The sequence below is a fragment of the Pseudomonas sp. LBUM1669 genome, assembly GCF_059695705.1.
The window spans coordinates 4,624,435-4,638,210 of sequence record NZ_CP166784.1; the positions used below are offsets into that span (position 1 = coordinate 4,624,435).

Annotated in this window: 12 protein-coding genes; 2 read left to right on the forward strand and 10 right to left on the reverse strand. The window is 60.2% G+C overall.

From position 1 onward, the window contains the following. Positions 1-105: 105 nt before the first annotated feature. Genes plsX through ACA051_RS21420 form a run of 3 tightly spaced genes read right to left on the reverse strand, consistent with a single transcriptional unit; the run spans position 106 to position 1,844 of the window. On the reverse strand, positions 106-1,116 hold the full coding sequence (gene plsX / locus ACA051_RS21410) for a phosphate acyltransferase PlsX (protein WP_081757410.1): 1,011 nt from the start codon (positions 1,114-1,116) through the stop codon (positions 106-108). Positions 1,117-1,120: 4 nt separating this feature from the next. Further along, positions 1,121-1,303, reverse strand: a complete 183-nt coding sequence (rpmF, locus tag ACA051_RS21415) for a 50S ribosomal protein L32 (RefSeq protein WP_008152339.1) — start codon at positions 1,301-1,303, stop codon at positions 1,121-1,123. Between the two features lie 13 nt (positions 1,304-1,316). Continuing rightward, a complete protein-coding gene (locus tag ACA051_RS21420) occupies positions 1,317-1,844 on the reverse strand; it encodes a YceD family protein (protein ID WP_497304547.1) in 528 nt (175 codons plus the stop codon). A 105-nt stretch (positions 1,845-1,949) separates the two neighbouring features. On the opposite strand from ACA051_RS21420, the gene ACA051_RS21425 reads away from it, so the two are divergent. Beyond that, positions 1,950-2,528 (forward strand): Maf family protein, encoded by a 579-nt coding sequence (locus ACA051_RS21425; protein WP_497371820.1) that lies wholly within the window; start codon positions 1,950-1,952, stop codon positions 2,526-2,528. Positions 2,529-2,630: 102 nt separating this feature from the next. Here ACA051_RS21425 and ACA051_RS21430 read toward each other — a convergent pair whose 3' ends face one another. Genes ACA051_RS21430 through rluC form a run of 3 tightly spaced genes read right to left on the reverse strand, consistent with a single transcriptional unit; the run spans position 2,631 to position 5,256 of the window. Beyond that, positions 2,631-3,620 carry a S49 family peptidase gene (locus ACA051_RS21430; RefSeq protein ID WP_497304551.1) on the reverse strand — a complete coding sequence of 330 codons (990 nt, stop codon included), beginning with the start codon at positions 3,618-3,620 and terminating at the stop codon, positions 2,631-2,633. Positions 3,621-3,644: 24 nt separating this feature from the next. Beyond that, entirely contained in the window at positions 3,645-4,307 is a 663-nt protein-coding gene (locus tag ACA051_RS21435) for an HAD-IA family hydrolase (RefSeq protein ID WP_497304553.1), read from the reverse strand. Beyond that, positions 4,294-5,256 (reverse strand): 23S rRNA pseudouridine(955/2504/2580) synthase RluC, encoded by a 963-nt coding sequence (gene rluC, locus ACA051_RS21440; RefSeq protein WP_497371822.1) that lies wholly within the window; start codon positions 5,254-5,256, stop codon positions 4,294-4,296. Before rluC ends, ACA051_RS21435 begins: the two co-directional genes overlap by 14 nt. A 699-nt stretch (positions 5,257-5,955) precedes the next feature. Here rluC and rne point away from each other — a divergent pair. Next, positions 5,956-9,192, forward strand: a complete 3,237-nt coding sequence (gene rne, locus ACA051_RS21445) for a ribonuclease E (protein ID WP_497371824.1) — start codon at positions 5,956-5,958, stop codon at positions 9,190-9,192. A 96-nt stretch (positions 9,193-9,288) separates the two neighbouring features. Here the strand turns inward: rne and ACA051_RS21450 are convergent, their stop codons facing one another. Genes ACA051_RS21450 through ACA051_RS21465 form a run of 4 tightly spaced genes read right to left on the reverse strand, consistent with a single transcriptional unit; the run spans position 9,289 to position 13,647 of the window. Further along, a complete protein-coding gene (locus ACA051_RS21450; RefSeq protein WP_497371826.1) occupies positions 9,289-9,879 on the reverse strand; it encodes a nucleotidyltransferase family protein in 591 nt (196 codons plus the stop codon). Further along, the gene (locus tag ACA051_RS21455) at positions 9,876-10,859 is read right to left on the reverse strand and encodes an XdhC family protein (protein ID WP_497371828.1); all 984 of its coding nucleotides are present in this window, start codon (positions 10,857-10,859) and stop codon (positions 9,876-9,878) included. The genes ACA051_RS21450 and ACA051_RS21455 overlap by 4 nt, the downstream gene beginning before the upstream one ends. Then, entirely contained in the window at positions 10,859-13,180 is a 2,322-nt protein-coding gene (locus ACA051_RS21460) for a xanthine dehydrogenase family protein molybdopterin-binding subunit (RefSeq protein ID WP_497371830.1), read from the reverse strand. Before ACA051_RS21460 ends, ACA051_RS21455 begins: the two co-directional genes overlap by 1 nt. Further along, the gene (locus tag ACA051_RS21465; protein WP_497304565.1) at positions 13,177-13,647 is read right to left on the reverse strand and encodes a (2Fe-2S)-binding protein; all 471 of its coding nucleotides are present in this window, start codon (positions 13,645-13,647) and stop codon (positions 13,177-13,179) included. The genes ACA051_RS21460 and ACA051_RS21465 overlap by 4 nt, the downstream gene beginning before the upstream one ends. Positions 13,648-13,776 lie beyond the last annotated feature (129 nt).

Genomic DNA, 13,776 nt, shown 5'->3' on the forward strand with positions numbered 1-13,776 from the left:
TTGTCGTCGGAGAATTGACGTCCCGCTTGGGGGACGCAAGAAACTGACAGTTGGATGGCAAATTGAACTGAGCGGTCACATTTAAGCATTGTCCGACGAAAACGCCTAAAGCAACAAATCCTCCAGGCGACCATGGATACGCTCCGGCAGGTTTTCCTGGATCTCGATCAAGGCACGCTGAATCGCACTCTGGAAGCCCTGAACCCCCGCCGAACCATGGCTTTTGACCACAATCCCCTGCAACCCGAGGAAGCTTGCGCCGTTATGCCGCGCAGGCGCCAGATCAGCTTGTAAGCGCTTCATCAGCGGCAATGCCAGAGCACCGACCACTTTCGACGCAAGGTTTTTCTTGAACAAGGCTTCGATGCGCGCGGCAATCATGGTCGCCAGGCCTTCGCTGGATTTGAGCAGGATATTGCCGACAAATCCGTCACATACCACCACATCCGCCTCGCCACGGTACACACCGTCACCTTCGACAAAACCGATGTAGTTGATACCACGGGCACTTTGCAACAATGTTGCAGCGAGCTTGACCTGCTGATTGCCCTTGATGTCTTCGGTACCGATGTTCAGCAGCGCCACTCGCGGACGCACGATGCCCAGGGTTTCCGCCGCCACCGACCCCATCACAGCGAACTGCAATAGATGCTCGGCGCTGCAATCGACATTGGCGCCCAGGTCGAGCAACTGGCAATAACCCTTCTGCGTCGGAATCGCCGCCACCATCGCCGGCCGATCGATGCCTGGCAACGTCTTGAGCACAAACCGCGACAGCGCCATCAGCGCGCCGGTATTGCCGGCACTGACACATGCCTGGACCTTGCCATCACGCAACAACTCGAGCGCCACACGCATCGACGAGTCGGGCTTGCCACGCAAGGCCTGGGCAGGCTTTTCGTCCATGGTGATGACTTCGGACGCCGGGGCAATCGACAGGCGCGAGCGATCCACAGCCGATTGGCCAGAGAGCAATTCTTCAAGAAGGGAGGGTTGACCGACGAGGGTCAGGTGCAGCGAGGGTGTAGCAGACAGGCAAGCGAGGCTGGCCTGAACAATGCTGCGGGGACCGAAGTCCCCGCCCATTGCGTCAATCGCGATGACTTGAGCAGACAAGTGATTACTCGTCAGCGCCCTTGTCGATCACTTTACGGCCACGGTATACGCCTTCTGGCGATACGTGGTGACGCAGGTGAATTTCACCGGTGGTTTTTTCTACAGACAGAGTGCTTGCCGTCAGGGCGTCGTGCGAACGACGCATGTCACGGGCAGAGCGGGATTTTTTGTTCTGCTGAACAGCCATAATTGATTAACTCCTAAACGTTTGGGTCACGCTTTAACTGCGCCAATACACTGAACGGGTTGGACCGCGTTACCTCGTCCTCGCTCGGTTCGGGCTCATCGAGACCCGCCGGCTGCTGGCATTCTTCCGGATGATGAGCAGGCACAATGGGCAAGGCGAGCAGAAGCTCCTCCTCGATCAGTGACTGCAGATCCAATGGATCTTCGCCCAGTTCCAGCACGTCATAACCTTTCGGCAACGACTGGGTATTCGCACCCTCCTTCACCACAGCATAACTGCATTCGCTATGGATCGGCAGGGTGACCAGCTCAAGACAACGCTGGCAAACCATTTTGACTTCGGTGTCGATAAAGCTGTGGATTACCACAGACTTACGTTCATCTCGTTCAAAAACGAATTTAGCCTGCACCGTACCGACATTATCGGAAAGCGGGTCGCAGAGTCTCTTCAAATCGGCCAGCAGCAGTTCACCTTGAAGGGTGGTGCCACGGTCAGCCAATTTGCGCGGGTCAACGTGAGGTGGAATCGGGTCATTCAACATAGGCGCAGCATTATAGGGATGCACCCAGCCATGTCAAAGGAAATTCAGCCCTGTCCGTCACTTGGAAGCCTCGGTAGAATTCGCGCCTGTCTTCCGGAGATGCGCATGCTGCCTTTATTACTCGCTTCAAGCTCGGTTTATCGCCGGGAATTACTGGCCCGCTTGCAGCTGCCATTCACCTGCAGTTCACCGGATATCGATGAAAGCCATCGTCCGGGCGAGTCAGCCATTGATCTGGTGAAGCGCCTCGCCAGAGAAAAAGCCCGGGCACTTGCCGACAGCCACTGCGCCCACCTGATCATCGGCTCCGATCAGGTCGCGGTCCTCGGCGAGCGGATCATCGGCAAACCCCACACTTTCGAGAAGGCTCGCGAACAACTGCTGGCATCGAGCGGTGCCAGCGTGACCTTCCTGACGGGCCTGGCGCTGCTCAACAGCCAGACCGGCGACTGCCAGGTCGATTGCGTGCCCTTCACCGTACACATGCGCATTCTCGACCCTGCACGCATCGAGCGCTACCTGCACGCCGAACAGCCCTACGACTGCGCTGGCAGCTTCAAGGCCGAAGGTTTGGGGGTGAGCCTGTTTCAAAGCACCGAAGGCCCTGACGCCACCAGCCTGATCGGCCTACCGCTGATCCGCCTCATCGACATGCTACTGGTCGAGGGCGTGCAGATCCCCTGAACACCGCAACCATGTAGCAGCAGGCTTCGCCAGCTGTTACAGGGACCGTGCAGACGCGAAAAACCGGCCACTTGGGCCGGCTTTTTTTGTGCCATCGAAGAATCAGCGCAACGAAGGCCCCTGGAAACCCATCCACATTGCCAGTTGCTCAGCCACGCTGGCGCCGAGCTTTTTCGAGAAGCGATCGAACGGCGACTCCTGAACGGTGAAATCCACCAACTCCTTCTCACCAATCACATCACGCGCCACCGAACTGGCATTCCCCAGGCCATCGATCAAACCCAGCGGCAACGCTTGCTCACCGTTCCAGACCAGCCCGGAGAACAGTTCTGGATGCTCTTTGTCCTTGAGACGGTCGCCACGACCCTTTTTCACGCTGCTGATGAACTGCTGGTGCGTGGTATCAAGAACGCCCTGCCAGAACTGAGTCTCCTCTGGCTTCTGCGGCTGGAACGGGTCGAGGAACGACTTGTGCTCGCCGGACGTGTAGGTCCGACGCTCGACGCCGAGCTTCTCCATGGTGCCGACAAAGCCATAACCGGCCGCCGTCACACCAATGGAACCCACCAGGCTCGCCTTGTCGGCGTAAATCTGATCCGCCGCACTGGCGATGTAATAAGCACCAGAAGCGCCCAGATCGGAAATCACCGCGTACACCTTGGTATCCGGGTGCAAGCCGCGCAGCCGGACGATTTCGTCATACACGTAACCCGACTGCACCGGACTGCCGCCCGGGCTGTTGATTCGCAGAATCACGCCCTTGACCTTCTCGTCCTCGAAGGCTGCACGCAGGCTACCAACGATGTTGTCGGCGCTGGCCGGCTCCTTGTCGGCGATCATGCCGGTCACGTCGATCAACGCGGTGTAGTGGGAACCGCGGGTCGCGCTCTTTTCCATGTCCATCAGCGGCGTGAACAGAATCAACGCGCCAAACAGGTACACAAAGGTCAGCAGCTTGAAGAAAATTCCCCAGCGACGAGACCGGCGCTGCTCCTGGACACTGGCCAGCAGGGTCTTTTCCAGCAGCTTCCAGCTTTTTTCGTCACCGCTCTCTGCGCTCGCCTTGGCGGGCGCTTTCCATTCGTCGGTCATGACATTTACCCCAGCAAAAACCAATTAAGCCTGCTGACTCAGCCAGGCATGCAATTCTGAAAAACGATCAATGGCCAGTGCCGGCTCGAACAATTTCAACGCTTCGATCGATTGCGCGCCATAGCTGACTGCCACCGAATCCATGCCGGCATTGCGCGCCATCTGCAAGTCAAAGGACGAATCGCCCACCATCAGCGCTTGCTCCGGGCGCACCTCACAATGCGCGAGAATCTGCTCAAGCATCAGCGGATGGGGCTTGCTGGCGGTTTCGTCAGCGGCACGGGTGATATCGAAATAATCTTCCCAGCCGTGAGCTTTCAGCACCCGATCCAGTCCTCGACGAGCCTTGCCCGTGGCCACAGCCAGATGATAACCCTCGGCGCGAAACGCCTCCATCGACTCGAGCACACCCTCGAACAGCGGTGAAGGCACGGCCTCTGCGGCGATGTAGTGATCCGCATAGTGTTGGCGGAACGCTACCAGCTCGGGATCGCCAATGTCCGGGTACAACGTGCGAATGGCTTCAGGCAGACCCAGACCGATAATGCCTTTGACCGCAAAATCATCGCGCAACTGAAACCCGGACCGTTCGGACGCGACATGCATCGCCTCAACAATCCGACCAATGGAGTCAGCGAGCGTGCCGTCCCAATCGAAAATCAGCAGCTTGTAATCAGAGGGGTGCACTCAGGCGCTCCACGGTCTTGGCCCACATCTCATCCACCGGCGCCTGCAATTTCAGCTCGCCACCATCCGGCAGCGGCACAGTCAGCAGGTAGGCGTGCAGGAACAGGCGTTTGCCGCCCAAATCGCGGATTTCCTTGCTGAAACCTTCGTCGCCATACTTGGTGTCGCCAGCGATGCAATGCCCGGCGTGCAGGGTATGGACGCGAATCTGGTGAGTCCGGCCGGTAATCGGCTTGGCCTCGATCAGGGTGGCAAAGTCGCCGAAGCGGCGCAGGACCTTGAACACGGTCACAGACTCCTTGCCCTCCTCCTCGTCGACTTCGACCATACGCTCGCCGGAGCGCAGATTGCTCTTGCCGAGCGACGCCCGGACTTGCTTGATCGAGGCCGCCCAGTTACCACGGACCAGCGCCATATAGCGCTTATCGACGCCATCGCCGCGCAAGGCCGCGTGCAAGTGGCGCAACATGCTGCGCTTCTTGGCGATCATCAACAGGCCGGAGGTATCACGGTCGAGACGGTGAACCAGTTCGAGCTCCTTGCAATCGGGACGCAACTGACGAAAGGCCTCGATCACCCCGTAAGTCAGGCCGCTGCCACCGTGAACCGCGATGCCGCAAGGCTTGTTGATCACGATCAGCGCTTTGTCTTCAAAGACAATCGAAGCTTCGAGTCGCTGCAGCAGCCCCTGAGCCAGCGGTACCGGCTCATCGCGCTCGGGCACGCGAACCGGCGGCACGCGCACGATATCGCCCGCCTGCAGCTTGTATTCGGGCTTGATCCGACCTTTGTTCACACGCACTTCGCCCTTACGCAAAATGCGGTAAATCAAGGTCTTGGGCACGCCTTTGAGCCGAGCGAGAAGGAAGTTATCAATACGTTGGCCGGCATATTCCGGCGAGACCTCCAGCAGTTGTACGGCTGGGGTCGAAGGGGCAGTAGTCGTCATGCCGCGGATGATAACAATTTTTTATGGAATTGAAGCACTTAATCATTGCTGCTATAGTCGCGAACGCCGCCAAAAGCGGCCTGGACAGCGGACTAACGGTCAAAAACCGGCCCTGACCAACGCAATTCACCAGGACGCGAGGCCGTCCTACGGGGCTTTCGCTACGTAACGGTGGAGTTTGCAGCTGTAACAAGCGCAGGTGACATGAGGCCTGAATCAAGCCGTAAAGCAGAGTTTTCACTCGCCTTGCGAGCCATATTCATGGCCAGTTCACAAAGTGCAGTCAGCGACGGACGACCCCGAGCGAACGCTTCGGAAACAACGCCTAAATTAGCCATGATGCGTGACCTCCCCCTTCGGAGCTCACGGTAAATGCCAACCCGCTGCGGATTCTGCGCGCGGCAGCACCCGAATTATCAGGGATACGTGTAGGGTGGAGATGCACAACCGCTGGACTGTGTAGCATTAGGCTTTATCAAGACGCTTCATCTCGTCCACAGCCGCTGGTTGATTCCTCCTCCTGACTGAGTGCTTAAGTAGCCACAGCAAGCAGGACGCGTACGTCGCGATAACGGCCCAATTGGCCGGACATCGCTGGACACGGGAATGGCCAACCACTCCCGACGCACCTGACACCGACCGTGAGAAGTCGTGTGTGCCGAACGCCGTTTCCGGCAGCCCGGAAACCGACGGTACTACATGAAAAGAATGCTGATTAACGCAACTCAACCCGAAGAGTTGCGTGTTGCACTGGTAGATGGCCAACGCCTCTACGACCTGGACATCGAATCCGGTGCACGCGAGCAGAAGAAGGCCAACATCTATAAAGGCCGGATTACTCGCATCGAACCAAGCCTTGAGGCTGCCTTTGTCGATTTCGGCTCCGAGCGCCACGGCTTCCTGCCCCTCAAAGAAATCTCCCGCGAATACTTCAAGAAAGCCCCCGAAGGCCGCGTCAACATCAAGGACGTCCTGAGCGAAGGCCAGGAAGTCATCGTTCAGGTCGAAAAAGAAGAACGTGGCAACAAGGGCGCCGCCCTGACCACCTTCATCAGCCTGGCCGGTCGTTACCTGGTGCTGATGCCGAACAACCCGCGTGCCGGCGGTATCTCCCGTCGCATCGAAGGCGAAGAACGCAACGAACTGCGTGAAGCCCTGAACGGCCTGGTTGCCCCGGCCGACATGGGCCTGATCGTTCGCACTGCCGGCCTGGGCCGCAGCAGCGAAGAAATGCAGTGGGACCTCGACTACCTGCTGCAACTCTGGACCGCCATCAAAGAAGCCTCGCTGGATCGCTCCGCGCCATTCCTGATCTACCAGGAAAGCAACGTGATCATCCGCGCCATCCGCGATTACCTGCGTCAGGACATCGGCGAAGTGCTGATCGACAGCGTTGAAGCCCAGGACGAAGCCCTGACCTTCATTCGCCAGGTGATGCCGCAGTACGCCAGCAAGATCAAGCTGTACGAAGACAGCGTTCCGCTGTTCAACCGTTTCCAGATCGAAAGCCAGATCGAGACCGCCTTCCAGCGTGTCGTTGAACTGCCTTCCGGCGGCTCCATCGTTATCGATCCGACCGAAGCCCTGGTGTCCATCGACATCAACTCGGCGCGTGCCACCAAAGGCAGCGACATCGAAGAAACCGCCCTGCAGACCAACCTTGAAGCCGCCGAAGAAATCGCCCGTCAGTTGCGCTTGCGCGACATCGGCGGCCTGATCGTCATCGACTTCATCGACATGACCCCTGCCAAGAACCAGCGCGCCGTGGAAGAAAAAGTCCGCGAATGCCTGGAAGCCGACCGCGCTCGTGTGCAAGTCGGTCGCATCTCGCGCTTCGGCCTGCTGGAAATGTCCCGTCAGCGCCTGCGTCCATCCCTGGGCGAAAGCAGCGGCATCGTTTGCCCACGTTGCAACGGCACCGGCATCATCCGTGACGTTGAATCGCTGTCGCTGGCAATTCTGCGCCTGATCGAAGAAGAAGCCCTGAAAGACCGCACCGCCGAAGTTCGCGCCCAAGTGCCGATTCCGGTAGCAGCCTTCCTGCTCAACGAAAAACGCAACTCGATTACCAAGATCGAACTGCGCACCCGTGCCCGCATTGTCATTCTGCCGAACGATCACCTCGAAACGCCGCACTTCGAAGTTCAGCGTCTGCGCGATGACAGCCCGGAAGCCGCGGTCGGCCAGTCCAGCTACGAAATCGCAGCAGCCGCTGCCGAAGTCGAAGAAGTCCAGCCAGCCGCCGCGACCCGCACCCTGGTTCGTCAGGAAGCTGCGGTCAAGACGGCTCCGGCCCGCGCCAACGCTCCGGTTCCGACCGAAGTCGTCGCCACTGCCGCACCTGTTGCTGCACCGGCCGCCGCGCCAGAGCCTAGCCTGTTCAAAGGCCTGGTGAAGTCGCTGGTCAGCCTGTTTGCTACCAAGGAAGAGCCTGCTGCTCCGGTTGTGGTTGAAAAACCAGCAACCACCGAGCGCCCGGCCCGTAACGAAGAGCGTCGCAACGGTCGTCAGCAGAGCCGCAACCGTAACGGTCGCCGCGATGAAGAGCGCAAGCCTCGTGAGGAACGTGCACCGCGTGAAGAACGCGCACCACGTGAGCCACGCGAAGAGCGTCAACCACGCGAAGCACGTGAAGAAACCCCGGTAGTCGCCCGCGAAGAACGTGCTCCACGTGAAGAGCGCGCACCACGCGCCCCTCGTGAAGAACGTGCACCGCGCGCGCCTCGCGAAGACCGCAAGCCGCGTGGCGAGCGTGAAGAACGCGTACGTGAACTGCGCGAACCTCTGGATACCGTTGCTCCGGCCCCTGTTGCTGCTGCGACCGCTGCGACCGCTGAAGAGCGTCCGGCTCGCCAGCCACGCGAAGAACGCGCTCCACGCCCACCGCGTGAAGAACGTCAGCCACGTGCCGAGCAAGCCGCTGCTGCCGTTGCCGACGAAGAGCTGGTAACCAACGAAGAGCAACTGCAGGAAGACGGTCAGGAAGGCGCCGAAGGCGATCGTCCACGCCGCCGCTCCCGTGGCCAGCGTCGTCGCAGCAACCGTCGCGAGCGTCAACGCGATGCCAACGGCAACGTGATCGAAGGTTCGGAAGAATCCGAGACCGCCGAAGGCAGCGAAGCGGGCGAAAGCAACGAAGCGCCAAGCACCGCTGATCTGGCCGCCGGCCTGGCTGTTACCGCAGCCGTTGCCAGCACCGTAATCAGCGCGCCTGCTGAAGCACAAGCCAACGAGCAAGCCGAACGCGCGACTGCCGCCACTCTGGAAACGGCTCCGGTCGAAGCGCCAGCGGTAGAAGCGACGACTCCGGTCGAAGCCAATGCAGCGCCGGAAATCGAAGTGGCGCCGGTTCGCGAAGTACAGCCTGAAGTTGAAGCTGTTGTCGAGCCAGTGGTTGCCGCAGAACCGGCTGTCGAAACAGTCACCGAAACCGTGACCGAAGCTGTGCGTGAAGTTCGTGAAGAACAAACCGCGTTCAACTGGGTTGCCGAGCCGGTAGCTGTCGAAGCTCCAGCACCTGTTGCACAAGAGCATGTGGCTGAAGCCATGGTCTCCGAGCCAGTGGTTGCTGCCGCCGAGCCTGCTCCAGTGGTTGAAGCGCCGACGCCGGTTGTTGCCGAAGTGGCTACACCGGTCGTTGAAGCGACTCCAGTCAGCGCCCTGACCGAAAATGGCCGTGCGCCGAACGATCCACGTGAAGTGCGTCGTCGCAAGCGTGAAGAAGAGCGTCTGCAGAAGGAAGCTGAACTGGCTGCCGCTGCTGCTCCGGTTGAAGCGCCTGTTGCTGCTGAGCCTGCACCGGTTGTTGCCGATGTGGTCGAAGCGGCACCTGCTGCCGAGTCGGTCATCGAAGAAGCGCCGCGCTCCGTTCAGGACGCGGTCGAGCAACACGAACAAGCCCTGGAGAAAGAACACGAGCCTAAACCCCTCGTCTGATTCCATCGGCCACTAAAAAGCCCCGCCTGGTGATCCAGGCGGGGCTTTTTTGTATCTGTTGGCATCACCACGACCCATGTGGGATCCGCGGCACGCCTACTTATAGGTCAACGCCTCTGGTGTATCCACATCCCACAACACCCCGGCATCATCCACCACCACTTCAACAACCCTGCCCTGCGCAAACAACGGCTTGGCCCCATGATCGCCGGATAACGCCATCAACCCAGCCCCAAAGCTGCGCCCGAACCCGACCGGATGCCCATAGACACCTGCATGCACCGGCACGCTGACGCAATTGTCCGCCATCCCCGCCACCACCCGCTCAATACTCGACGGCAAGATAAACGGCATATCCCCCAGTACAATCAACCAGCCACTGAGGTCTGGACACGCCGCCACCCCGACCGCAATGCTGTCACCCATCCCGGTAGACTCGATCAGCACAATGTCGAAGCCATACGCCTGAGCCATGCGCATCACTTGCGGACGATTTTCGGTGGTCACCAGCACGCGCTTCGCCAGACCGATCGGCAAATTCACCAGCACCTGTTCGATCACCGAACGAACAGCGCCATCGCGACCGACACAATCCGCCAGCAACTTGTCCTTGTCGCCCCCCACGACCTGCCTGAAACGACTGCCCTGCCCCGCCGCCAGCACGATGACGCCGATGGACTCACTCATACAACCTCCTGCAACGGCTTTTTCTGCTTGAGTTCGACGCCGTTCTTGATCGCCACAATCTCGGCCAGCAGCGACAAGGCGATTTCCGCGGGACTGTGGCTGCCGATATGCAAACCGATCGGGCCGTGCAACCGCTCGATGGCCTGTGATGACAAGCCTAGCTGAGCGAGGTTTTCCCGGCGCTTCAGGCTGTTGACCCGCGAGCCGAGGGCACCGACATAAAACGCCCTGGAATCCAGAGCGGTCAGCAGTGCCATATCATCCAGGCGCGGATCATGGGTCAGAGCGACAATGGCCGTGCGTTCGTCGGTCTGGATGTTCAGCACTGCTTCATCCGGCATGCCCGAGACGAAACGGCCGTGCTGCTCTTCCCAACCGTAGACAAACTCGCTGCGCGGATCGCAGATCAGCACTTCAAAATCCAGCAGCCGCGCCATCTCGGCGACATACCGGGACAGTTGCCCCGCACCGATCAGCAACAGACGCCAACGCGGACCGTAGATGGCACGCAGGGTATGGCCGTCAAAGCTCAGCACATCGCTTTTGTTCGCCGCCTGCACAACCACTTCGCCCGTCGCAACATCCAGCGAACGCGCCACGATTTCATGGGCTTCGCAGCGCGCCAGCAACTCGGCGACCCAACCTGGATCGCCGACCCGTTCTTCGGTCAGGCGCAACGTACCGCCGCACGGCAAACCAAACCGTGCGGCCTCCTCTCGGGTGACACCGTAGGTGATCAACTGCACCGGCGGTCCGTCAGGTGGAATCCGCCCATCGTGCAGCCGGGCAATCAAATCATCCTCGACACACCCACCGGACACCGAGCCGATCACCACGCCATCTTCACGCAACGCCAGCATCGCGCCAGGTGCCCGGGGCGCAGTGCCCCAGGTCTGGACCACGCTGTACAACACCACCCGCTGACCGGCGCGGCGCCATTCCAGCACGTTGCGCAGGACGTTCAGATCCGCGCTGTCCATCAGGCCTGCGCCTTCTGCCAACCTTGCAGCTGATAGCGAACCGGCAAGTTGCGGATGCGCTGACCGGTGGCAGCGAAGATGGCGTTGCACAGCGCAGGCGCAATCGGCGGTACGCCTGGCTCACCAACCCCGCCCAACGGCACATTGCCCGGAGGCGTGACCAGATGCACGGCCACTTCCTTCGGTGCCAGTGACATGCGTGCCACTTCGTACATGTGGAAGTTGTCTTGCTGAACCTTGCCGTCCTTGAAGCTGATTTCCCCCACCACGGCATTGCCCAGACCCATGACGCAAGCGCCTTCGAACTGAGCGCGAATCCGTTCGGGGTTGATCTGCGGACCACAATCCACCGCGATGTCGGCCTTGTGCACGATCAGCGTGCCGTCTTCTTTGACTTCGACCTCGATCACCGCCGCCACATAGGTGACGAAGCTGTAATGCACCGCCAGGCCCAGGCCTCGGCCCTTGGGTAACTCGCGCCCCCAACCGGCGGCCTTGGCGGCAGTTTCCAGTACTGTGCGCATCCGCCCGGTGTCGATCGGATAACGCTCGGGAGATTCGCCGTAGTTCCACTCTTCACTCAAGGTACGCGGATCGATCTGACGATCCGGGCCGAGCAGTTTGATCTGGTACTTGAGTGGATCCTGTTTGGCCTTGTGCGCCAGCTCATCGACAAAGCTCTGAATCGCAAACCCATGGGGGATGTTCGACACCGAGCGATACCAGCCGACCCGCGTATGAATCGCCGCTTCCGGGTTTTCCAGGCGCACGTTGGGGATCGCGTAGGCCATGTTGGTGAAGCCCATGCCCAGCTCGAAAGCTGCCTCGTGGTTCATGCCCGGGGCGAACAGCGCGGTGATGCTCGGGGCCACGGTGCGGTGCAGCCAGCCGGAGGGCAGGCCGTCCTTGTCCAGGCTGGCCTTCAGGTATTCGGCCGACACGGTGTGGAAGTAGGAGCAGTGGATGTCGTCCTCACGGGTCCATTGCACCCGCACGGCCTTGCCGGGGAATTCCTTGGCGAGGATCGCCGCTTCGATGATGAAGTCCGGCTTGGATTTTCGACCGAAACCGCCGCCCAGCAAGGTGACATTGAACGTAACGTTATCAAACGGAATACCAAGGCGTTCGCCGATCCGTTCACGGGTGACTTGCGGCGCCTGGCTAGGGCCCCAGGCCTCGCACACACCGTCCTTGAACCGGGCAATGGCGACCATTGGTTCCATCGGCGCCTGCGCCAGGTGCGGCAGGTAATAAGAGGCTTCGAGGGTGCTGTTGGCGCCTTTCATGGCGTCGTCGATGTTGCCGGTGTTGCGCACCACCTTGCCGGGCTTGAGGGACGCGGCTTCCAGCTCTTTGCGGTAGGCGATCGAGTCATAACTGGCGTTGGGGCCGTCATCCCACTCGATTTTCAGCGCTTCGCGGCCTTTGATCGCGGCCCAGGTATTGCTGGCCACTACGGCTACGCCACCTAGCGGCTGGAACTCGGATGGCAGCGGACGGCCTTCGATCTGGATCACCTTGATCACGCCCGGGACTTTCAGCGCGGCGCTGGAGTCGACGGATTTGACCGTGCCGCCATAGACCGCCGGACGCGCAATCACGACGTAAAGCATGCCGTCAAAATGCACGTCGGCTCCGTAGATGGCGCGGCCATTGACGATGTCGGCGCCGTCGATCGCCTTGGTGCCTTCCTTGCCGATGTAGCGGAATTCCGACGGCTGTTTGAGCCGCAGGCTGTCACGGGCCGGCACTGCCAGCGCACCCGCTGCGGCGGCCAAGGCGCCATAGCCCAGTTCACGACCGGTCGGTTGGTGCACCACTTTATGCAGTTGCGCATGGCATTCGCTGACCGCCACTTTCCACTGCGCGGCAGCCGCTTGTTCAAGCATGGTCCGCGCGGCAGCACCGCAACGGCGCATCGGCTCGTACCAGTGACGCATGCTGCGCGAGCCGTCGGTGTCCTGGTTACCGAAGCGAACTTCGTCGCCCGGCGCCTGCTGCACTTTCATCATGGCCCAGTCGGCATCCAGCTCATCGGCGACCACCATGGTCAGACTGGTGCGTACACCCTGGCCCATTTCTGAACGGTTGCAAACCACGGTCACCCTGCCGTCAGCGGCAATGCTGATGTAAACCTTGGGATCATCGATCCAGCCATTGGGCATGCCGTCGGCGCCGAATTTTTTCTCTTTTTCTTCGGCGAAAGCGTCTTGCCAGCCCCAACTGGCCACCAGCACCAGCGCACTGGTGGCACCGACGCCTTTAAGGAAGCCACGGCGGCTGAGGTTGCTCAGCGCAAAATCATTCGGTAACTGGCTCATGCCTTGGCCTCCTTCAGGTGAGTGGATGCCTGACGGATGGCGGTCTTGATGCGGTTGTAAGTGCCGCAACGGCAAATATTGCCGACCATCGCCTCTTCGATCTGTGCGTCGCTGGGGTTCGGATTAGTCTTGAGCAGTGCCGTCGCCGACATGATCTGCCCGCCCTGGCAGAAACCGCACTGGGCCACGGCGGTATCGAGCCACGCTTGTTGCACGACTTGCCCGACCGGGTCGGCGTGCAGGTTATCGATGGTGGTGACGTTCTGGCCGACCACCGCGCCGATCGGCGTGATGCAACTGCGCGCCGGAGCGCCTTCGATATGAATGGTGCAGGCACCACACAGGCCCATGCCACAGCCGAACTTGGTGCCGTTGTAACCGGCCACGTCGCGAATTGCCCAGAGCAGCGGCATATCCTCGGTGACGTCGAGTTGATGGTCTTGACCATTGAGTTTCAGGGTAATCATGGGCACGCCCGCCATTTTTTTCTAATTAATAGATTGGGTTATGGGGTCGAGCAATCTGCCGCTTGGGATTCACGGTTTGCATCACGCAGATCGTCTCAGGCTAAGAGGCTCTCTTACGCGGACGGCAAC

Coding starts and splice junctions, on each gene's coding strand:
- ACA051_RS21420 (WP_497304547.1), bottom strand. CDS start 1,844: ATGTTGAATGACCCGATTCCACCTCACGTTGACCCGCGCAAATTGGCT.
- rluC (WP_497371822.1), bottom strand. CDS start 5,256: ATGACGACTACTGCCCCTTCGACCCCAGCCGTACAACTGCTGGAGGTC.
- ACA051_RS21450 (WP_497371826.1), bottom strand. CDS start 9,879: ATGAGTGAGTCCATCGGCGTCATCGTGCTGGCGGCGGGGCAGGGCAGT.
- ACA051_RS21455 (WP_497371828.1), bottom strand. CDS start 10,859: ATGGACAGCGCGGATCTGAACGTCCTGCGCAACGTGCTGGAATGGCGC.
- rpmF (WP_008152339.1), bottom strand. CDS start 1,303: ATGGCTGTTCAGCAGAACAAAAAATCCCGCTCTGCCCGTGACATGCGT.
- ACA051_RS21425 (WP_497371820.1), top strand. CDS start 1,950: ATGCTGCCTTTATTACTCGCTTCAAGCTCGGTTTATCGCCGGGAATTA.
- ACA051_RS21465 (WP_497304565.1), bottom strand. CDS start 13,647: ATGATTACCCTGAAACTCAATGGTCAAGACCATCAACTCGACGTCACC.
- ACA051_RS21430 (WP_497304551.1), bottom strand. CDS start 3,620: ATGACCGACGAATGGAAAGCGCCCGCCAAGGCGAGCGCAGAGAGCGGT.
- ACA051_RS21460 (WP_497371830.1), bottom strand. CDS start 13,180: ATGAGCCAGTTACCGAATGATTTTGCGCTGAGCAACCTCAGCCGCCGT.
- rne (WP_497371824.1), top strand. CDS start 5,956: ATGAAAAGAATGCTGATTAACGCAACTCAACCCGAAGAGTTGCGTGTT.